Source organism: Enterobacter ludwigii (assembly GCF_001750725.1).
In the GTDB taxonomy this organism is placed as follows: Bacteria; Pseudomonadota; Gammaproteobacteria; order Enterobacterales; family Enterobacteriaceae; genus Enterobacter; species Enterobacter ludwigii.
Genome location: NZ_CP017279.1, coordinates 4,619,942 through 4,641,515 on the forward strand (window position 1 = coordinate 4,619,942; position 21,574 = coordinate 4,641,515).

The 21,574-nt window shown below is 55.5% G+C and carries 16 protein-coding genes; 11 read left to right on the forward strand and 5 right to left on the reverse strand.

All coding sequences use genetic code 11. From position 1 onward, the window contains the following. Positions 1-71: 71 nt before the first annotated feature. The 4 genes from BH714_RS21750 to queF all read right to left on the reverse strand — a co-directional run bounded on the left by BH714_RS21750 (position 72) and on the right by queF (position 5,638). Positions 72-1,439 carry an L-serine ammonia-lyase gene (locus tag BH714_RS21750; RefSeq protein WP_040018896.1) on the reverse strand — a complete coding sequence of 456 codons (1,368 nt, stop codon included), beginning with the start codon at positions 1,437-1,439 and terminating at the stop codon, positions 72-74. Between the two features lie 65 nt (positions 1,440-1,504). Beyond that, positions 1,505-2,800 carry an HAAAP family serine/threonine permease gene (locus BH714_RS21755; RefSeq protein ID WP_020883794.1) on the reverse strand — a complete coding sequence of 432 codons (1,296 nt, stop codon included), beginning with the start codon at positions 2,798-2,800 and terminating at the stop codon, positions 1,505-1,507. Between the two features lie 514 nt (positions 2,801-3,314). Beyond that, a complete protein-coding gene (gene ppnN, locus BH714_RS21760; protein ID WP_014171428.1) occupies positions 3,315-4,679 on the reverse strand; it encodes a nucleotide 5'-monophosphate nucleosidase PpnN in 1,365 nt (454 codons plus the stop codon). A gap of 116 nt (positions 4,680-4,795) precedes the next feature. Next, positions 4,796-5,638 carry an NADPH-dependent 7-cyano-7-deazaguanine reductase QueF gene (gene queF, locus BH714_RS21765; RefSeq protein WP_032680380.1) on the reverse strand — a complete coding sequence of 281 codons (843 nt, stop codon included), beginning with the start codon at positions 5,636-5,638 and terminating at the stop codon, positions 4,796-4,798. 69 nt (positions 5,639-5,707) lie between these two features. Here queF and syd point away from each other — a divergent pair, with 69 nt between their 5' ends. The 8 genes from syd (at position 5,708) to BH714_RS21805 (ending at position 14,103) form a co-directional block, all read left to right on the forward strand. After that, positions 5,708-6,253 carry a SecY-interacting protein gene (syd, locus tag BH714_RS21770; protein ID WP_040018897.1) on the forward strand — a complete coding sequence of 182 codons (546 nt, stop codon included), beginning with the start codon at positions 5,708-5,710 and terminating at the stop codon, positions 6,251-6,253. A 630-nt stretch (positions 6,254-6,883) separates the two neighbouring features. Continuing rightward, positions 6,884-7,213 carry a YqcC family protein gene (locus BH714_RS21775; protein ID WP_032678877.1) on the forward strand — a complete coding sequence of 110 codons (330 nt, stop codon included), beginning with the start codon at positions 6,884-6,886 and terminating at the stop codon, positions 7,211-7,213. Then, entirely contained in the window at positions 7,210-7,995 is a 786-nt protein-coding gene (truC, locus tag BH714_RS21780; RefSeq protein WP_040018898.1) for a tRNA pseudouridine(65) synthase TruC, read from the forward strand. Before BH714_RS21775 ends, truC begins: the two co-directional genes overlap by 4 nt. Before the next feature lie 15 nt (positions 7,996-8,010). Beyond that, entirely contained in the window at positions 8,011-8,460 is a 450-nt protein-coding gene (locus BH714_RS21785; RefSeq protein ID WP_014171421.1) for a flavodoxin, read from the forward strand. Positions 8,461-8,832: 372 nt separating this feature from the next. Continuing rightward, entirely contained in the window at positions 8,833-10,188 is a 1,356-nt protein-coding gene (locus BH714_RS21790) for an MFS transporter (protein WP_040018899.1), read from the forward strand. After that, positions 10,188-11,528 (forward strand): enolase C-terminal domain-like protein, encoded by a 1,341-nt coding sequence (locus BH714_RS21795; RefSeq protein WP_032680384.1) that lies wholly within the window; start codon positions 10,188-10,190, stop codon positions 11,526-11,528. The genes BH714_RS21790 and BH714_RS21795 overlap by 1 nt, the downstream gene beginning before the upstream one ends. Positions 11,529-11,543: 15 nt before the next feature. Beyond that, positions 11,544-12,881 carry a glucarate dehydratase gene (gudD, locus tag BH714_RS21800; RefSeq protein WP_040018900.1) on the forward strand — a complete coding sequence of 446 codons (1,338 nt, stop codon included), beginning with the start codon at positions 11,544-11,546 and terminating at the stop codon, positions 12,879-12,881. 76 nt (positions 12,882-12,957) lie between these two features. Continuing rightward, on the forward strand, positions 12,958-14,103 hold the full coding sequence (locus BH714_RS21805; protein WP_040018901.1) for a glycerate kinase: 1,146 nt from the start codon (positions 12,958-12,960) through the stop codon (positions 14,101-14,103). A gap of 46 nt (positions 14,104-14,149) precedes the next feature. Here BH714_RS21805 and barA read toward each other — a convergent pair whose 3' ends face one another. Continuing rightward, on the reverse strand, positions 14,150-16,909 hold the full coding sequence (barA, locus tag BH714_RS21810) for a two-component sensor histidine kinase BarA (RefSeq protein WP_040018902.1): 2,760 nt from the start codon (positions 16,907-16,909) through the stop codon (positions 14,150-14,152). A 57-nt stretch (positions 16,910-16,966) separates the two neighbouring features. Here barA and rlmD point away from each other — a divergent pair, with 57 nt between their 5' ends. The 3 genes from rlmD (at position 16,967) to mazG (ending at position 21,409) form a co-directional block, all read left to right on the forward strand. Then, the gene (rlmD, locus tag BH714_RS21815) at positions 16,967-18,265 is read left to right on the forward strand and encodes a 23S rRNA (uracil(1939)-C(5))-methyltransferase RlmD (protein WP_040018903.1); all 1,299 of its coding nucleotides are present in this window, start codon (positions 16,967-16,969) and stop codon (positions 18,263-18,265) included. 51 nt (positions 18,266-18,316) lie between these two features. After that, positions 18,317-20,548, forward strand: a complete 2,232-nt coding sequence (relA, locus tag BH714_RS21820; protein ID WP_014171414.1) for a GTP diphosphokinase — start codon at positions 18,317-18,319, stop codon at positions 20,546-20,548. A gap of 69 nt (positions 20,549-20,617) precedes the next feature. Continuing rightward, positions 20,618-21,409, forward strand: coding sequence for a nucleoside triphosphate pyrophosphohydrolase (gene mazG / locus BH714_RS21825; RefSeq protein WP_032680388.1), 792 nt, complete (start codon positions 20,618-20,620; stop codon positions 21,407-21,409). Positions 21,410-21,574: the final 165 nt, after the last annotated feature.

Genomic DNA, 21,574 nt, shown 5'->3' on the forward strand with positions numbered 1-21,574 from the left:
TCAGCGGTGGGAAACTATGTGCGGCGGGGAAAACAGGAAGAAGCCTCGCAAAACGAGGCTTCCTGAAAGGCTTAATCGCAGGTCACGATCTTCATCGCCAGGCCGCCGCGAGATGTTTCGCGGTATTTGGCGTTCATATCTTTACCTGTTTCGTACATGGTTTCGATAACTTTATCGAGGCAAACGCGCGGTTCACTGGTACGACGCAGCGCCATACGTGCGGCGTTGACCGCCTTCACGGAGGCGATGGCGTTACGCTCGATGCAAGGCACCTGTACCTGTCCGGCAACCGGGTCGCAGGTCAAGCCCAGGTTATGTTCCATGCCGATTTCAGCCGCAATACAGACCTGTGTCGGGCTTGCGCCCAGCAGTTCTGCCAGACCCGCCGCAGCCATGGAGCAGGCGACGCCAACTTCACCCTGACAGCCTACTTCTGCACCGGAAATGGAGGCGTTCATCTTGTAAAGTGAACCAATCGCACTGGCGACCAGCAGGTAGCGTGCCAGCGAGTTGGCGTTCACTTCGCGGATAAACTTGTCGTAGTACGCCAGTACCGCCGGAACGATACCGCAGGCGCCGTTAGTCGGTGCTGTCACCACGCGGCCACCCGCAGCGTTCTCTTCGTTTACCGCCAGCGCGAACATATTGATCCAGTCAACGACCGCCATAGGGTCCGTGGTCGTTTTGTCGGTGCTCACGAGCATACGACGCAGCGCTGCCGCACGGCGTGGTACGCGAAGCTTACCGGGCAGAACGCCTTCGGTAGTGATCCCGCGTTCGATACCGCCGCGCATGACTTCCCAGACGCTGGTGAAGTGCTGCTCCAGTTCCGCTTTGCTGTGCAAGGCCAGCTCGTTTTTCATCATCAGGCCGGAAAGGGAAAGCCCCGTTTCCTGGCAGTGACGCTGAAGATCCGCCGCAGTTTTGTACGGATAAGGCACGTCAACGTAGGATGTGCTGGTTTCACCAAAGTGGTCTTCGTCGACGATAAACCCGCCGCCGATAGAGTAGTAAGTCTGGCTGTATACCGCTTTGTCGCCTGCCAGTGCGGTAATACGCATTCCGTTTTCGTGCAGTGACAGGTTGTCAGCATGGAAATTCATGCAATGATCAACCGGGAATTCCACTTCATGTTCGCCATTTGCCAGCAGCAGGCGACCGTGGGTATTGACGTCCTGGATGAAACCAGGGATCGCATCAATATCAACGGTATCCGGCAGGTTTCCTGCCAGGCCCATGATAATGGCGATATCGGTATGGTGGCCCTTACCTGTCAGGGAGAGAGAGCCGTACACATCGACAACCACGCGGGTTACGTCGTGCAAAATGCCGCGCGCAATCAAGTCATCCGTGAACTGCTTACCGGCTTTCATTGGTCCGACGGTGTGAGAGCTGGAAGGACCAATACCGATTTTGAAAATATCGAATACGCTAATCATGATGCGTCCATTGCTTTCAGTCAGAGGGGGAGGAGTGCGCCGTCCTGAGACGGCGCGGGTGATAATCAGAACATGGTGTACAGGGAGTAGAAGATTGCGGAGATAGCGATAAGCCCCATGATAACCACGAAGATATTGCTAATCTGACCGCTGTACTTGCGCATGGCAGGTACTTTCTGAATCGCGTACATCGGCATCAGGAACAGAATCATCGCGATAACCGGGCCGCCCAGGGTTTCAATCATGCCCAGGATGCTTGGGTTCAGCGTGGCAACTGCCCAGGTGGTGACCAGCATGAACAGCGCGGTCATCTTGTTCAGTTTGTTGACTTCAATGCTCTTGCCTTTACCGCGCAGAGATTTAATCACCATACCGTTGAAGCCTTCACGTGCGCCCAGGTAGTGGCCGAGGAAGGATTTGGTAATGGCGATGATCGCGATGATAGGTGCCATCCACGCGATGACCGGTGCGTTAAAGTGGTTCGCCAGGTAAGACAGAATAGTGATGTTCTGCTCTTTCGCTGCCGCCAGATCCGCCGGGGAGAGGCTCAGTACACAGCTGAAAACGAAGAACATAACGGTCAGCACCATCATGATGTGCGCACGCGCCAGGATGCTGGAGCACTTCTTCTCTGCGCCGTCGCCGTACTCTTCACGCTTCGCCACTGCGAAGGAGGAGATGATCGGTGAGTGGTTAAAGGAGAATACCATCACTGGGATCGCCAGCCACAGGGTCATCAGCAGGCCGTTACCGGTTGCAGATGCGCTGCTCAGGGAGAGCGTTTCCAGCGCGGCACCGTGCCACTGTGGAATCAGATACAGCGCCAGTACCATCAGTGCAGCCACAAACGGGAACACCAGGATGCTCATCGCTTTCACGATCATCTGCTCACCGAAACGGACAATGGTCATCATGCCCACAATCAGGATCAGAGACAGAATGGCACGCGGTGGTGGCGTCATGTGCAGCTGGTGCAGCATGAAGCTTTCAACGGTGTTAGTGATTGCAACGCTGTAAACCAGCAAAATAGGGTAAATCGCGAAGAAGTAGAGCAGGGTAATCAGTTTACCTGCGCCCACGCCGAAATGTTCTTCAACGACTTCAGTAATGTCTTCGCCAGGATTTTTACCGGACAGCACGAAGCGGGTCAGGCCGCGGTGCGCAAAGTAGGTCATCGGGAAGGCAATGATAGCCATGATGATCAGCGGAATCAGACCGCCGACGCCTGCGTTAATAGGAAGGAACAATACACCAGCGCCGATAGCTGTGCCGTAAAGGCCAAGCATCCACATGGTATCTGATTTGCGCCAACCACTTCGGGATTCAATCGAAGCAACGGTGCTGGTTTGAGTGGTTTCCATCTGTATCTCCTGGAGGAAGCAAATTGTCAGGTTTGTAGTCAAATCCGATGAAAAAGTGCCTGACGGTAATATGAAATTCGTTCAGTGACGGTTTTTTAATAATTTTCGCCCGTAACTATTGGCGGGCGGAAAGATACATTCTCGTTATGAATCTATCAGTGATCCCGATCCCAATTGCAATAATCCACTTTTGATGTGGGCATCTTTAGACCATTTATCTATTAAAAAAACATCGAATAGGATTTACGGGCGCGAAGGCTACCATCAACAACATGTGAGCTAAAAGAGAACCCGCGAAGATAGGTGTCTTACGCTGTAAAGAAATGGGTTTTTAGGATTTTCTGGCAGGTAATTTAGTTTAAGGCTGATAATTTACGGTTGTAAAAACGAGGTAATCGTTTGCGTGGCGTCGGAGTTTGTAAAAGGTATAAGCAATATCTATGAGTTGTTTCGGTAATAAAAAAGCCGGGCCCCACAGCATCGTGGCCCGGCTTTTATCAGGAGAGTGAAAATGTTACGTGCAGATTTCGTAGCAAGGAATGTACGCCGACCCGGGTAGCTTCATGCGGTGCTGGGCAACAAAGCCCTGCAGCATGTCATCCATGCGGCGCATCATTTCGCGATCGCCATGGATCTTATACGGACCATACTTCTCGATAGCACGGATACCCATCTCTTTCACGTTACCCGCCACGATGCCGGAGAAGGCGCGTCGCAGGTCGGCAGCAAGGACTTCTACCGGCTGGTCCGGGTACAGTTTCAGGTTGGCCATGTTTTCGTGCGAGGGTTCGAACGGGATCTGCAGGTCCGGCGCGATGCGGATTGACCAGTTAAAGCTGTAGGCATCTCCGGTGTCGCGACGGTTCTCTTTAACCAGCGGCATCGCTTTTTTCATCTGACGCGCCACTTCTGCCGCATCGTCAATGATGATGCGATAGTGACGACGCGCGGTTTCCCCCAGCGTATGCACGATAAACTCGTCCAGTACGCGGAAGTAGTCAGCGCTCTCTTTCGGCCCGGTCAGGATCAACGGCAGAACCTGATCTTTGTTAGCCGGGTTCATCAGAATACCCAGCAGGTAGAGCAGTTCTTCTGCGGTTCCCACGCCACCCGGGAAGATGATTATCCCGTGGGCGATACGGACAAACGCCTCAAGGCGTTTCTCGATATCCGGCATAATAATCAGTTCGTTAACCAGCGGGTTAGGTGGCTCAGCGGCGATGATCGACGGCTCGGTCATGCCGATAAAGCGCCCTTCTTTGTAACGCTGCTGAGCGTGTCCCACTGCCGCGCCTTTCATTGGCGCTTCCATCGCCCCGGGACCACAGCCGGTACAGATATTCAGCTCACGCAGGCCGAGCTGGTTTCCTACCCGACGGGCATAGAGATATTCGGTTTCGTTAATCGAGTGACCACCCCAGCAGACGACCATATTAGGGGCTTCGCCCACGTGCAGGGCGCGGGCGTTACGTAAAATGGAGAACACCAGATTGGTGATATGTACCGAGCTTTCCAGGTCGAGATGCTGGAAGCGGCCTGCGTTGTGGATCTGCCCGTTAACAAACAGGATGTCACGCAGCACGGCAAACAGGTTGGCCTGAAGGGAGCGAATGATGCGCCCGTCCACAAAGGCCTCTTCCGGCGGGTTGATCACTTCAAGTTTCACGCCACGCTCGCGGCGCAGCACGTTGATATCAAAGCTTTCGAAGCGGGACAGCAGCTCTTTACTGTTGTCGGTCAGGCTTCCGGAGTTCAGTACGGCAAGTGAACAGTTACGAAACAATTGATAAAGATCGCTGCTGGCCGTGCGTTTAAGCATGTCCACTTCCAGCTGCGACAACATATCCATTGAGCCAAGAGGGCTAATATGTGTAATCAAGTGAGCTCCTTACGGGACGATTATCGTCTTTCCCTGTTGATTACAATAGCCCTGGCTTACGACGTTTCACAACCTAAAGCGCGGAATAGACCGCGCATATTGCGAAAATATTTAGGTTACTGGCGTACAAGACGGCCGGTGGCAGGCACAAAGTCTGTGTTGGTGCGCCATGGATTGATATCCAGACCACCGCGGCGGGTGTAGCGCGCATAAACGCTTAACGTTTCGGGATGACAGAAACGCTGAATATCATTAAAGATGCGCTCCACGCACTGCTCGTGGAATTCGTTGTGATGGCGGAACGACACCAGGTAGCGCAGCAGTTTTTCCCGGTCAATCTTCGGACCGCGATACTGGATCTGCACGGAGCCCCAGTCCGGCTGATGGGTGATCAGGCAGTTGGATTTCAGTAAATGACTTACCAGCGTCTCTTCAACGATCTTTCCGCTCGCCGCATTTTCGAGGTAATCGGTACTGAATTCGTAATTATCCACTGCGATATCCTGATCGTCGATGCAGGTGCCGTTGAAGTGGGCAACCGGCTGCCCTTCCAGCTCATTCAGACGATAGAGTGACACGCTCACCTTGCCCTGTGCGCAGGCGCTTAAATCCCGCTCCAGGGTATGCTGAACTTCTTCCTGACTGTCGAATTTGGTCTGGTTAAAGCTGTTGAGATAGAGCTTAAAGCTCTTGGATTCCACCAGGTTCTGGCTGGCATAATCCAGTTCAACATGGCCCACGGCAACCTGCGGCAGACCGCGGGCGTTGAGCCAGGAAAGCTCGTAGAGCGTCCAGATATCACCGCCAACAAACGGCAGCGCGTCAGCGCGCAGGCCCAGAGGATCGCGATTCAGACTGCGCGGTACGCCCTGCAGCAGGCTTGCATCGTAGGTGTCGCGGTAATCGGTCGATTTACCCAGCGTTAAGCCCGTTAACGCCTGATGATTTTCGTAAGACATGTTTCATAGCCACTTTACAGGTACACTTATGGGCTGAGTTTATCCTGTCTTACAAGAAGAGAGAAATCGGTGGACATCGAAACTGCAAATGCCCTCACTGCCTTCACGACCCGCTATTGCGATGCATGGCATGAAACGCACGGCACTTGGCCGCAAAGCACTGACTTATATGGTGTACCTTCGCCATGTATTATCTCTTCTCCGGATGATTACGTTATCTGGCAACCGCAATCCCCGACGGGTGAGCAAAATGTAAATGCGGTTGAACGGGCAATGGACATTGTGGTACAACCAGCGGTTCACGCGTTTTATACCACGCAATTTGCAGGGGATATGCCTGCGCGATTTGCTGATATCACGCTGACGCTGTTGCAGACCTGGAGTGAAGACGATCTGCAGCGTGTTCAGGAAAACCTGATTGGTCATCTGGTCACGCAAAAACGCCTTAAGCTTTCTCCGACGCTCTTTATTGCCACGCTGGACAGTGAACTGGACGTTATCTCAGTCTGCAACCTGTCTGGTGAAGTGGTTAAAGAGACCATCGGTACCCGCAATCGCGAGACTCTCGCCCCCTCACTTGCGGAATTCCTCACCCGACTTGAGCCACTTCTGTAATCCACGATGCTATCGCACGTGTGAGAGATCTCTTACAGAGTTGTGAGAGATCGCTGGATCATTCAGTATTGCCTTATTTAATTAAGATTAACATTACTCTATTTTTCAATATGTTAATGAGGTGTCGCCGCGTCCAGGGGGGCACGGGACGGCTTACAGCGCTGCCAGCATGGGTTGTAAGACGAAGCAGAATAGCGGATTCTAGTTGTGTCGACAGGATGCCGACACGAGAAACGAACATCAGGATGATGGCGTTTCTCACCAGGAACACGTCAGGATGACGCTGCAGGAAGGCTTCAGGATGAAGCAAAAGGATCGCGCAGGATGCGTAAGGGACACCTCCAGGAAGGGAGAATGAGAGCCGGTCAGGATGGTCGGTGGGTCAGGATGGCCAGGACGTTTCAGGATGAAACAAACACATCAGGACGATGTGAGCAGGATGCATAAGGTGAAGGATGACCAGGCCTTCGGGCTTCAGGAAAAGTTGTCACGGATGAGCAGGGAGCACGAATTGTAGCTGGATTGCTGCGGAACGAACCGGGAGCACTGTTTTTACAGTGCTCCCTTTTTTTATTTCTGCCTCCTGCAATGCTATGCTTCGCGCCGTTCACTTTTTCAGTTGAGGTTACTATGACGCAACACGATAGCGTTCGTGCCCGGTTGCACGCCATCGAGGCATTATTGCGCCAACATCAGCTGTGGCAGGAGACCGCGCCGCAGCCAGAAGCCTTCGCAAGCACTCAGCCGTTCTGTCTGGATACGCTGGCACCGTTCGAATGGCTCCAGTGGGTATTAATTCCGCGCATGCACGCGCTGCTCGACGGCGGCCACCCGCTGCCGCAGGCGTTCGCTGTTGCGCCTTATTATGAAATGGCGCTGGACGCGACCCACCCTGCGCGCGATGTCATGCTGATTGAGCTGGAAAAGCTGGATGCTGTGTTTGCCGGTGAAGATGCATGACGCTTGAGATCCTCTATCAGGATGAGTGGCTGGTCGCGGTAAACAAACCGTCTGGCTGGCTGGTGCACCGAAGCTGGCTGGACCGCGATGAAAAAGTGGTGGTGATGCAAACCGTGCGCGACCAGATTGGTCAGCACGTCTTTACGGCTCATCGTCTCGACAGGCCAACCTCCGGTGTGTTGCTGATGGGGCTTTCCAGCGAAGCGGGCCGCCTGCTGTCGCAGCAGTTTGAACAGCACCAGATCCAGAAACGCTACCACGCGATCGTTCGTGGCTGGCTGACGGAGAGCGCCACGCTCGATTATCCGCTGGTGGAAGAGCTGGACAAGATTGCCGATAAATTTGCCCGCGATGACAAAGGCCCGCAGCCTGCCGTGACGGATTACCGCGGCATGGCGACCACGGAAATGCCGGTGGCAACCAGCAAGTTTCCGACCACCCGCTACAGTCTGGTTGAGCTGTTGCCCAAAACCGGGCGCAAACACCAGCTCCGCCGTCACCTGAAACACCTGCGTCATCCGATTATCGGTGACAGCAAGCACGGCGATTTGCGCCAGAACCGCAGTGCTGCCGAACATTTTGGCTGCGACCGCCTGATGCTGCATGCCAGTGAACTGAGCCTGACGCACCCGTTTACCGGCGAACCGCTGACTCTCCATGCGGGGCTGGACAACGTCTGGATGCAGGCGCTGTCACAGTTTGGCTGGCTGGGGCAACTCCCCGAAAATGAAAGGGTTGAGTTTGTATCGGGCAACGTTCAGGATGAACAGCACGCGCAATAATCAAGGAAATACATCATGGCTGAAGTGGGCATTTTTGTCGGCACAATGTACGGCAACTCGCTGCTGGTAGCAGAAGAGGCTGAGGCGATACTCGCAGGTCAGGGCCATAAAGCCACGGTCTATGAAGACCCGGAACTGGCAGACTGGGAAAAGTACAAAGATAAATACATTCTGGTGGTTACCTCCACTACCGGGCAGGGCGATCTGCCGGACAGCATCGTGCCGCTTTTCCAGGCAATCAAGGATCAGCTTGGCTATCAGCCGGATGTTCACTACGGCATCATTGCTCTGGGCGACAGTTCTTACGCCAATTTCTGCGGCGGTGGTAAGCAGTTCGATGCGCTTTTGCAGGAACAGAGCGCGCAACGCGTCGGTGAGATGCTGCTGATTGATGCCGGTGAACACCCTGAGCCAGAGAGTGAATCGAACCCGTGGGTTGAACACTGGGCAACGCTGCTTAAATAACCCTCTGGCCGGGCAGCCCTTCGCATACCCGGGCCCCCGCGCCCACGTGGCGCGAGCGCAAACACAAAACGGTAACGTCGGTTACCGTTTTGCTTTTCTCCCGCCTTCCGGCGAATTCCGTGAACTACCTTCCACTGCTTTGGGCTTATGCCCCAAACAACTTCTCATTGACCCCTCAATGTTGTGTTCATGCACGGTGAGGGACAGAGGCACTTCTCCCTATACTTTTCCGGTCAGTCATCAAAAAGGCAGTGCGCACTATAAAACGGCATCAAGCCGTACCAAAACTGCCAAATACTAACCCTCATTCTGGTTACCCTACCGGTGCTGTACAGAATGAACTGGCGAGAGCCTGGATTCAGGAGTGCAACAATGAGTACATTAAGCCACGCGGCGAGCAGCGCTGAGAAGCGCACAAATGCGCGCTACTGGATAGTGGTGATGCTGTTTATCGTCACATCCTTTAACTATGGTGACCGTGCCACGCTGTCGATTGCCGGTTCTGAAATGGCAAAAGACATCGGTCTTGATCCGGTTGGCATGGGCTACGTTTTCTCCGCATTTTCATGGGCCTACGTTATCGGCCAAATTCCTGGCGGCTGGCTGCTTGATCGTTTTGGCTCCAAACGCGTCTATTTCTGGTCCATCTTCATCTGGTCGGCATTTACCCTGTTGCAGGGCTTCGTCGATGTGTTCAACGGATTTGGCATCATTGTTGCGCTCTTCACCCTGCGCTTCCTGGTGGGCTTAGCCGAAGCACCTTCCTTCCCCGGTAACAGCCGTATTGTGGCGGCGTGGTTCCCGGCGCAGGAGAGGGGAACGGCGGTAGCAATTTTTAACTCTGCGCAATACTTTGCGACGGTGATCTTTGCCCCCATTATGGGCTGGCTGACGCATGAAGTGGGCTGGTCACATGTCTTCTTCTTTATGGGTGGTCTTGGGATCATCATTAGCTTCGTCTGGCTGAAAGTGATCCACGAACCGAACCAGCATCCCGGCGTGAATAAAAAAGAGCTGGAGTACATTGCTGAAGGCGGGGCGCTGATCAACATGGATCTGAAATCGGCAAAAGCAAAAGTGCCGTTCAGTCAGAAATGGGCGCAGATCAAACAGCTCGTCGGCTCGCGCATGATGATCGGCATCTATCTGGGCCAGTATTGCATTAACGCCTTAACCTACTTCTTCATCACCTGGTTCCCGGTTTACCTGGTGCAGGCGCGCGGGATGTCGATCCTGAAAGCGGGCTTTGTGGCGTCAGTCCCGGCTATCTGCGGTTTTGTAGGAGGCGTGCTGGGGGGCGTGATTTCCGACTGGCTGATGCGTCGTACAGGCTCTTTGAATATCGCGCGTAAAACGCCGATTGTGCTCGGCATGCTGCTCTCCATGACCATGGTGTTCTGTAACTACGTCAGCGCTGAGTGGATGATTATTGGCTTTATGGCGATGGCCTTCTTCGGTAAAGGGATCGGTGCCCTCGGCTGGGCGGTCATGGCGGATACCGCACCGAAAGAGATCAGCGGCCTGAGCGGTGGACTGTTCAACATGTTTGGCAACATCTCCGGGATTGTGACCCCCATTGCCATCGGCTACATCGTGGGAACCACCGGCTCCTTCAACGGCGCGCTGATTTACGTTGGCGTACACGCGCTGGTGGCGGTCCTGAGCTACCTGGTTCTGGTGGGTGATATCAAGCGCGTGGAACTTAAACCTGTAGTGGAGCGCGGCTGATGACGACTCAATCAAGCCCGGTGATTACCGACATGAAGGTCATACCGGTGGCCGGACAGGACAGTATGCTGCTCAACATCGGTGGCGCACATAACGCCTGGTTTACCCGTAATATCGTGGTGCTGACGGATTCCGCGGGCCACACCGGCGTTGGGGAAGCGCCGGGTGGCGAGGTTATCCACCAGACGCTGGTAGACGCCATTCCGCTGGTCGTCGGGAAGGAGGTAGCTCGCCTCAATAACGTGGTGCAGCGGGTGCACAAGGGCAATCAGTCGGCAGACTTTGACACGTTCGGCAAAGGCGCCTGGACGTTCGAACTGCGCGTCAACGCTGTCGCCGCGCTGGAGGCTGCGCTGCTTGATTTACTGGGTAAGGCGCTGAAGGTCCCGGTCTGCGAACTGCTGGGGCCAGGAAAACAGCGCGACGCGGTGACGGTGCTCGGTTATCTGTTTTATGTTGGCGATCGCAACAAAACCGACCTGCCTTATCTGGCGCATTCCCCTGGCGACCATGAGTGGTATCACCTGCGTCACCAGGAGGCACTTTCCGGTGAGGCGGTGGTTCGGCTGGCGGAAGCCGCGCAGGATCGCTACGGATTTAAAGATTTCAAGCTGAAAGGCGGCGTATTGCCCGGCGAGCAGGAGATTGAAACTGCCCGCGCGCTCAAAAAACGCTTCCCGGATGCGCGCATCACGGTGGATCCGAACGGTGCATGGCTGCTGGATGAGGCCATTGCCTTATGCAAAGGGCTGGACGACGTGTTGACCTACGCGGAGGACCCGTGCGGGGCCGAGCAGGGCTTCTCCGGTCGTGAAGTGATGGCGGAATTCCGGCGTGCCACCGGTTTACCGGTGGCCACCAATATGATCGCCACCAACTGGCGTGAAATGGGCCATGCGGTGATGCTGAACGCGGTCGATATTCCGCTGGCGGACCCGCATTTCTGGACACTCTCAGGTGCCGTTCGCGTCGCACAGCTCTGCGACGAATGGGGACTGACCTGGGGTTGTCACTCCAACAACCATTTCGACATTTCGCTGGCGATGTTTACGCACGTTGGCGCGGCGGCTCCGGGCAACCCGACCGCCATTGATACCCACTGGATTTGGCAGGAGGGAGAAGCCCGCCTGACAAAAGAACCGCTGGTAATCAAAAATGGCAAGATTGCCGTACCAGATGCACCGGGGCTGGGCGTTGAGCTTGACTGGGATCAGGTTCATCACGCGCATGAGGCGTATAAAAAACTGCCAGGCGGCGCGCGTAACGACGCGGGGCCGATGCAGTACCTGATCCCCGGCTGGACATTTGATCGTAAGCGCCCTGTTTTTGGACGTCACTGATAAAAGGATTGAACGATGAGTACTTTTACTACCCCTGTAGTCACTGCCATGCAGATCATTCCGGTCGCCGGCCATGACAGCATGTTGATGAACCTGAGCGGAGCGCATGCGCCGTTTTTCACCCGCAATATTGTCATTATCAACGATAACTCCGGGCATACCGGCGTGGGTGAAATCCCCGGTGGTGAGAAGATCCGCAAAACGCTGGAAGAGGCCGCTCCGCTGGTGGTGGGAAAAACGCTGGGCGAATATAAAAATATCCTCAATACCGTGCGAAGCACCTTCGCTGACCGTGATGCCGGTGGTCGTGGTCTGCAAACCTTCGACCTGCGAACCACCATTCACGTGGTCACCGGTATCGAAGCCGCGATGCTGGATCTGCTGGGCCAACACCTGGGCGTTAACGTTGCGTCGCTGCTGGGCGAAGGCCAGCAGCGCAGTGAAGTGGAAATGCTGGGCTATCTATTCTTCGTTGGCGACCGCACGCTGACGCCGCTGCCGTACCAGAACCAGGCGGATGAAAAATGTGACTGGTACCGACTCCGCCACGAAGACGCGATGACCCCGGATGCGGTGGTGCGCCTGGCGGAAGCCGCGTACGAAAAATATGGCTTCAACGATTTCAAACTGAAGGGCGGCGTGCTTGCGGGTGAACAGGAGGCGGAAGCCATTACCGCGCTGGCAAAACGTTTCCCGCAGGCGCGCGTCACGCTCGACCCGAACGGTGCCTGGTCTCTGGATGAAGCTATCCGCATTGGTAAACAACTGAAAGGCGTGCTGGCGTACGCGGAAGATCCGTGCGGGGCTGAGCAGGGCTTCTCGGGCCGTGAAGTGATGGCGGAATTCCGTCGCGCCACCGGTTTACCCACTGCGACCAATATGATTGCCACCGACTGGCGTCAGATGGGGCACACCCTGTCGTTACAGTCTGTCGATATTCCGCTGGCAGACCCCCACTTCTGGACGATGCAGGGGTCGGTGCGTGTGGCACAGATGTGTCATGAATTTGGCCTGACCTGGGGCTCGCACTCCAATAACCACTTTGATGTCTCGCTGGCGATGTTCACCCACGTGGCCGCTGCTGCACCGGGCACGATCACCGCTATCGATACCCACTGGATCTGGCAGGAAGGAAATCAGCGTCTGACCAGAGAGCCGTTTGAGATCAAAGGAGGCATGGTGCAGGTGCCAACCACGCCGGGTCTGGGCATTGAGCTGGATATGGATCAGGTGATGAAAGCCCACGAGCTGTATCAAAAACATGGCCTGGGGGCACGCGATGATGCGATGGCCATGCAATATTTGATACCTGACTGGAAATTCGACAATAAACGCCCGTGCATGGTACGATAAACGCATTGGGACCGCTCCCATGAGCGGTCGTTTACGTGGGTATGCTTAACGTAATGACTATGCGTAAGGATGGCTTATGAAGATTGTTATCGCACCGGATTCGTATAAGGAAAGCCTGAGTGCCCTTGAGGTAGCCACCGCGATTGAGCAGGGCTTTCGCGAGATTTTCCCCGCGGCTGACTTTGTGAAATTGCCGGTCGCCGATGGTGGAGAAGGTACCGTAGAAGCTATGGTGGCGGCGACGCAGGGGCGCATTGTCCATGCCTCTGTCTCAGGCCCGCTGGGTGAGCCTGTGGACGGTTTCTATGGCATCTCCGGTGATGAACAGTGCGCGTTTATTGAAATGGCGGCGGCAAGCGGTCTGGAGCTGGTCGCGCCTTCGCAACGCAATCCCCTTCTTACCACCTCCTGGGGGACCGGCGAGCTTATCCGGCACGCGCTGGATGCGGGCGTTAAGCATATTATTATTGGCATTGGCGGCAGCGCCACCAATGACGGCGGTGCCGGCATGGTGCAGGCGCTGGGGGTAAAGCTGCTGGATACCAACGAGCAGCCCCTTGGACAGGGGGGCGGCGAGCTGGCAAAACTGGCCCGTATCGACCTGAGCGGGCTGGATAAGCGTCTGGCGGAGTGCCGGATTGAAGTCGCCTGTGACGTCACTAATCCGCTCACCGGAGACGAAGGGGCATCCGCGGTCTTTGGCCCGCAAAAAGGCGCCACGCCGGAGATGATTGTGACCCTGGATAACGCCCTGGCGCATTACGCGCAGGTCATTGCCCGGGATCTGGATATCGACGTCATCAACCTTGCCGGCGGCGGTGCGGCGGGTGGAATGGGGGCGGCACTCTACGCTTTCTGCGGTGCGCAGCTTCGTCAGGGGATTGAGATTGTCACCGATGCGCTGCATCTGGCAGAGCAGGTGGCTAACGCCGATCTGGTGATTACGGGAGAAGGGCGCATTGACAGCCAGACGATCCACGGGAAAGTGCCGGTGGGCGTCGCGAAGGTGGCTAAACGCTTTAATAAACCGGTCATCGGTATTGCGGGTAGCCTGACGGCGGATGTCGGGGTGGTACATAATCACGGCATCGACGCGGTATTCAGCGTGATTTATACCATCTGTTCGCTGGAGGACGCGCTGGAAAATGCCAGCGACAATGTGCGGATGGCCGCACGCAATATCGCTGCAGTGCTGAAAGTGGGGCAGGCGTTCAGGCTCTGAACGGCGGGCAATCCTGTTTGCCCTCTCCCGGCGGGAGAGGGCAACGCTAGTTGCCTAACACCTTCATGGCTTCCCGCGTCACATTATCCATCTCATCCAGCAGCTCCAGAAATTCCGGTTCAAGATCTGTTTCCGGCGTGCCCGCGCGAAGCTGTTGCTCCAGCAGCTGGCAGAGATTCTTCAGCCGCGGCACACCGCTGTAGCCGCAGCTACCGTGCAGCTTATGAATGGCTTCCAGCAGATCTTCCGGGTTTTCACCCACCAGCTGCTCTTCGACCTTATTACGAATTTCCGGCAGAAACGCGACCAGCATTTGCAGCATATCGCGGGCCAAATCAGGCTTACCCGCCGCCTGGCGCAGCGCAAGCTGCCAGTCAAAGGTGGCGTTTTGATTGACGCTGATTTCCACCGGTTCGGACGATACCGTGTACGTTCCGCCGATATGCCCCGGCTTATAGCGTAACAGCAGGCTATGCAGCTTCTCTTCGTCAATAGGTTTGGCCAGATAATCATTCATTCCGGCGCTCAGCAGCTTCTCTTTCTGGCCGGCCATCGCATGAGCGGTGACCGCAATCACCGGCGTTTGCTGCTGATGCGGGAGCTGACGGATCAGCTCGCAGGCACGAATGCCATCCATGCCGGGCATCTGAATATCCATCAGAATTAAATCGAACTGCATCTGTTTCGCATGCTCAACCGCCTGCGCACCGCTGGTACACAGCTCTACGTGCTGAACCTGATCTTCAAGCAACACGCCAATCAGCTTCAGGTTGGCCGGATTATCATCCACCGCCATAACGCTCATCGGCAATTTTTGTTCATCGTCAATCAGCGGCAGGACGTGCTGGCTCAGACGACAGTATTCCGTCAGTGCTGGCAGCAGGCGGGTCGCGGTAAGTGGCTTAAGCAGGCAGGCGGCGGCCCCGTCATTTTTTAACTCTTCCGCATTGATCTGGGCATGACACGGCAGGGCCAGCAGCAGGTAGTCGGTCATCGATGCGGCTTTCGCCAGCCGTTCCTGTTGCATAGTGAGCTCGCCGGTAAAGGTGACCGGGACCCCCAACAGCAGGATGTCGTAATGCTCCACGGCAAGCGCTGAGAAGGTAGGACTGTAGATCACCTCCAGCGGCGTGGTGCTTAAGATATCAAGCGTACACTGCGCCGCTGCGGTGTTCGGCTCAACGTAGGCAAGGCGCATTCCTTTCAGGCAATTGGTTACCGGACCGTCGGTCAGCACGTTCGGGTTAAGGTCCAGATTGATATGGAACCAGAACGTGGAGCCCCGGTTTGGCTGGCTGTGGAAAGAGATATCTCCCCCCATCTCCTTAACCAGTTTCTGTGTGATAACCAGACCCAGCCCCGTGCCGCCATGACGTCTGGAAATACTTGCATCGGCCTGACGAAACGCCTGGAACAGACGGGACTGATCCCGCTCCGGAATACCGATGCCGGTATCGCGGATCTGAACTTCAATCTGAACCTTGTTATTACTGATGGAGCGCTTTTCCACCAGAATATCAATGTTGCCGCTTTCGGTGAATTTGATGGCGTTACCGACAAGGTTTGTAATCACCTGCTGCAGGCGCAGCGGGTCGCCAATGACGTTATCCGGCACGTCATTTTTAATGTTGAGCGTCAGCTCCAGGCCTTTATCGTGCGACGAGTGTGCGAGCAGCGTCACCACTTCATCGAGCGTGCTGCGCAGCGGGAACGGGATGCTCTCCAGGATCAGCTTGCCGGCTTCCAGCTTGGAGAAGTCCAGCACGTCGTTGATGATCGCCAGCAGGTTGTTGGCCGAGCGCTCAATGGTGTGCAGATGATCGCGCTGGGTTGGGTTCAGCTCGCTTTTTAGCGTCAGACGGGTAAAGCCAATCACGCCATTGAGCGGCGTACGCAGCTCGTGGGACATATTCGCGAGGAACTCGGATTTGATACGTGCGGCTTCCTGCGCGCGTTTTTTCGCCAGATCCAGCTCAACGTTCTGAATCTCCATCTGCTCCAGGGTTTCGCGCAGGTCAGAGGTCGCCTGGTCGACGTTGTGCTGCATCTCTTCGTGATACGCTGCCAGCGACATCGCCATCGAGTTAATGCCGTTTTTGAGCATATCGAGCTCGCCCAGCATAAACCCTTCCACCCGGCTGTCGAGCTGACCCCGGCGAATGCGGTCGACGGTGTTAACCATGTTGCGAATGGGCCCCGTCACGTCACGCATCAGGCGCCAGCCGAAGATAAGTGCAATCCCGATACAGAACAGCATCATAACGCCGGAGATGAAAATTTCTTTGTACTGCTGCAGACGCACCGACTTGAGATCCAGCTCCAGCGCCACATATCCGAGCATATTGTCGCTGGATTTGGCGTCAGATTGGGCGGATTCATCGGGTGAATAGCTTTCCGAAATAATCGGGGTGCGCAGGATCATGATATCGCCGCGTCGCAGCACGGTGAGGTGGCGCGGGAAGGGCGTACCGTCAGGAATTTTCAGGGCCGCTGGATCCAGATGAAAATTCGAGGTGACAAAGAGGCGGTTATGCTCGTCGTAAACGGAGATGGCACGCACGATATCCGAATGACGGCGGTGCAGCACGCTGATTAACTGACCTATCGATTCGCGGTTTTGCAGGTTCATCCCATACTCACTGGAGACGGCCAGCGGTTCGATAATGCTGGCACCGGCATCTTCCAGTTGCCGCTGCAAATCGTTATAGCGGTGCACCACAAAAAAGATACTCAGCAGCAAACCGATGAGAACGGTGGGGGCGAGGATCAAAATCATCATGCGCGCGCGCAGGCTGTAGTTGGTCATGGCGTTCCGTTATGGGACAATTAGGATAATTATGTTTATGTGAGAAAAATCTCGGCGATGGCGCAATTCTACTCTGCAAAGCGACGCGTGACGACGCGTCAGATCATAACTGTTGAAGCCACTGACCTCGATCCCTTTGGCCAGGGGGTTGCGCGTCATAATGGTAAGACACTGTTTATAACAGGTTTACTGCCAACAGAACGAGCAGAAATTACGCTGACGGAAGATAAACGCCAGTTTGCACGCGGGCAGGTTAAGCAGCGTCATAACGATAGCCCGGACCGCGTGAAGCCTCGCTGCCCGCATTTTGGCGTCTGCGGTGGCTGCCAGCAACAGCATGTCAGCACAGAATTACAGCAAAAAAGTAAAAGCAGCGCCCTGGCCCGCCTGCTTAAGCACGACGTCAACGAGATCATCGCCGACCAGCCCTGGGGCTATCGTCGTCGCGCGCGTTTGAGCCTGAGCTATCAGCCAAAAACTGAGCGGCTGGAGATGGGGTTTCGCAAAGCCAGCTCCAGCGATATCGTCGATATCAGGCAGTGCCCCATTTTGGTGCCCCATCTTGAGGCATTGCTTCCTGACGTGCACGCCTGCCTCTGCGGACTGGACGGCGTTCGTCACCTCGGGCACGTCGAACTGGTCATGGCCAACAATGGCCCGCTGATGGTGCTGCGCCACACCGCGCCGCTGTCGAAAAAAGATCGCGAAAAACTGGAACGCTTTTCGCATTCCCACGAGCTGGCGCTTTTCCTTGCCCCCCAAAGCGAGATACTTGAGCAACTGACAGGTGAAGCGCCCTGGTATGCGTCAAACGGGCTACGCTTAACGTTCAGTCCGCGCGATTTCATTCAGGTAAATGATGGCGTCAATCAGCAAATGATTGAGAAAGCGCTGATGTGGCTCGATGTGCAGAAGAGCGATCGGGTACTTGACCTGTTTTGCGGAATGGGCAATTTCACGCTGCCTTTGGCCCGGCAGGCGGCAAGCGTTGTGGGTGTCGAAGGCGTTGAGGCGCTGGTGGCTAAAGGGCAGGAGAACGCACGACAGAACGGCTTGCAAAATGTGACATTCTTTCACCAAAATCTTGAGGAAGATGTGACGCAGCAGCCGTGGGCGACGCAGGGGTTTGACAAAATTCTTCTCGACCCGGCGCGCGCAGGTGCACCGGGTGTAATGCAACATATAATTAAACTCGCGCCCAGGCGCGTGGTCTATGTTTCCTGTAACCCGGCAACGCTTGCCCGAGACAGTGAGGCATTAATCCGTGCGGGTTACCAGATTCAGCGTCTGGCAATGCTGGACATGTTCCCGCACACTGGGCATCTGGAATCGATGGTGTTGTTTGAGCACATCTAATTAGTTTGGCTTGTCGACTTCGACAGGCCCTGGTCCCTAAAGGAGAGGACAATGGTTGCGGTAAGAAGTGCACATCTTAATAAAGCTGGGGAGTTTGACCCACAAAAATGGATAGCAAGTCTGGGGATTTCCAGCCAGCAGTCGTGTGAACGCTTAACCGAAACCTGGGCCTACTGTCAGCGCACCACTCTGGGGCATCCTGACGCCGAACTGTTATTGTGGCGCGGCGTGGAGATGGTTGAAATCTTATCCATGCTGAACATGGATATCGAAACGCTGCAGGCCGCGCTTTTGTTCCCTCTTGCCGATGCGGATGTCGTCACTGAAGACGTGCTGCGCGACAGCGTCGGGCAATCCGTCGTGGCGTTGATCCACGGCGTACGGGATATGGCGGCAATCCGCCAGCTCAAAGCCGCACATACCGATTCCGTCTCCTCGGAGCAAGTTGATAACGTTCGCCGGATGCTGCTGGCCATGGTGGACGATTTCCGCTGCGTGGTCATCAAGCTCGCTGAACGCGTTGCCCACCTGCGCGAAGTAAAAGATGCGCCGGAAGACGAGCGCGTACTGGCCGCGAAAGAGTGTACGAACATCTATGCACCGCTGGCGAACCGCTTAGGGATTGGTCAACTGAAATGGGAGCTGGAGGATTACTGCTTCCGTTACCTGCACCCGGCAGAATATAAGCGGATTGCAAAACTCCTGCACGAGCGCCGCATTGACCGCGAGCACTATATTGAGGAGTTCGTCAGCGGATTGCGCCAGTCGATGAAAGAAGAGAACGTGCGGGCCGAAGTCTATGGTCGACCCAAGCACATCTACAGCATCTGGCGCAAAATGCAGAAGAAACATCTCGCCTTTGATGAGCTGTTTGACGTGCGCGCCGTGCGCATCGTTGCGGAGCGTCTGCAGGATTGCTACGCCGCGTTAGGGATAGTACATACTCACTTCCGCCATCTTCCGGATGAATTCGATGACTATGTCGCGAACCCGAAACCTAACGGCTATCAGTCTATTCATACCGTGGTGCTGGGGCCTGGCGGCAAAACGGTCGAGATTCAAATTCGTACCAAACAGATGCACGAGGACGCTGAGCTTGGCGTCGCGGCGCACTGGAAATACAAAGAGGGGACGTCAGGTGGCGTGCGCTCTGGTCATGAAGACCGCATTGCCTGGCTGCGTAAGCTGATTGCGTGGCAGGAAGAGATGGCGGATTCCGGCGAAATGCTGGATGAAGTGCGAAGCCAGGTCTTTGACGACCGGGTCTACGTCTTTACGCCGAAAGGTGACGTGGTCGACCTGCCAGCAGGCTCCACGCCGCTGGACTTTGCCTATCACATCCACAGTGATGTGGGGCACCGCTGCATCGGGGCGAAAATCGGCGGGCGTATCGTACCGTTTACCTATCAGCTGCAGATGGGCGACCAGATTGAAATCATCACGCAGAAGCAGCCTAACCCGAGCCGTGACTGGCTTAACCCGAACCTGGGCTATGTTACCACCAGCCGCGGGCGCTCAAAAATTCACGCCTGGTTCCGTAAGCAGGATCGTGACAAGAACATTCTTGCCGGTCGCCAGATCCTCGACGACGAGCTGGAACATATCGGCATAAGCCTGAAAGAGGCCGAGAAATTCCTGCTGCCGCGCTACAACTTCAACGAGCTGGATGAGCTGCTGGCGGCGATTGGCGGCGGTGATATCCGTCTTAATCAGATGGTGAACTTCCTGCAGGCGCAGTTCAACAAGCCAAGCGCGGCGGAGCAGGATGCGGCGGCGCTGAAGCAGCTGCAGCAGAAAACCTATGCGCCACAACAGCGCAGCAAAGACAATGGCCGCGTTGTGGTGGAAGGGGTGGGTAATCTGATGCACCACATTGCCCGCTGCTGCCAGCCAATCCCGGGTGATGATATCGTTGGCTTTATCACTCAGGGACGCGGGATTTCCATTCACCGTTCAGACTGCGACCAGCTTGCTGAGCTGCAGTCGCATGCACCGGAACGTATTGTGGAAGCGGTCTGGGGCGAGAGCTACTCGGCGGGGTACTCGCTGGTGGTTCGCGTCACCGCAAACGACCGTAGCGGCCTGCTGCGTGATATTACGACCATTCTCGCGAACGAAAAGGTCAACGTGCTGGGCGTGGCCAGCCGCAGCGATACGCGCGAGCAGCTTGCCACCATCGATATGACCATCGAAATCTACAACCTGCAGGTGCTGGGCCGCGTGCTTGGCAAACTGAACCAGGTCCCGGATGTGATTGACGCACGTCGTCTGCACGGCGGGTAAGCCCACCTTTCTGTAAGCCGGGTAAGGCGTAGCCTTTACCCGGCATTTATTTTTAATCAGGACAGAATTATGACCCAAATTGACCGCCTGCTTGGCATCATGAAACGCCTGCGCGATCCGGAAAACGGCTGCCCGTGGGACAAAGAGCAGACTTTCGCCACCATCGCCCCGTACACCCTCGAAGAGACCTATGAAGTGCTGGACGCCATTTCACGCGAGGATTTTGACGACCTGCGTGGCGAACTGGGTGACCTGCTGTTCCAGGTGGTGTTCTATGCGCAAATGGCGCAGGAAGAGGGGCGTTTTAACTTCGACGACATCTGCGCTGCCATCAGCGACAAACTGGAACGCCGTCATCCGCATATCTTTAGCGATGCCACCGCAGGCGATAGCGCGGAAGTGCTGGCGCGCTGGGAACAGATTAAAAGCGCCGAGCGCGCGGAGAAATCCCAGCACTCGGCACTGGATGACATTCCCCTGAACCTGCCTGCGCTGATGCGCGCGCATAAAATTCAGAAACGCTGCTCCGCGGTTGGCTTTGACTGGACGTCTCTTGGCCCGGTGCTGGAAAAAGTGCATGAAGAGATCGACGAAGTGATGCACGAAGCGCAACAGGCTGTGGTAGATGAAGCAAAGCTTGAAGAAGAGATGGGCGATTTGCTGTTCGCGACCGTCAACCTTTCTCGCCATCTGGGTGTAAAAGCGGAAACCGCCCTGCAAAAAGCCAACATTAAGTTCGAACGACGCTTTCGCGAAGTTGAGCGGATTGTGGCCTCGCGTGGCCTGGAAATGAGCGGAATTGACCTCGATGCGATGGAAGAAGTCTGGCAAGAAGTAAAACGCCAGGAAACTGATCTCTAACGAAATTTTGCGATCAAGCGCAATTTGTGTGATTTTTTAAATGACAAGCGCTTGATTTGCGTCAAAAACATTTACCCAAAAGGGGCTATTTTCTCACTCCTTATGTTTGTCATTGGCTGGACAGGAGACGGAGAATGAAAGTTTGTGGCGCTCGCCGTGTTCGGG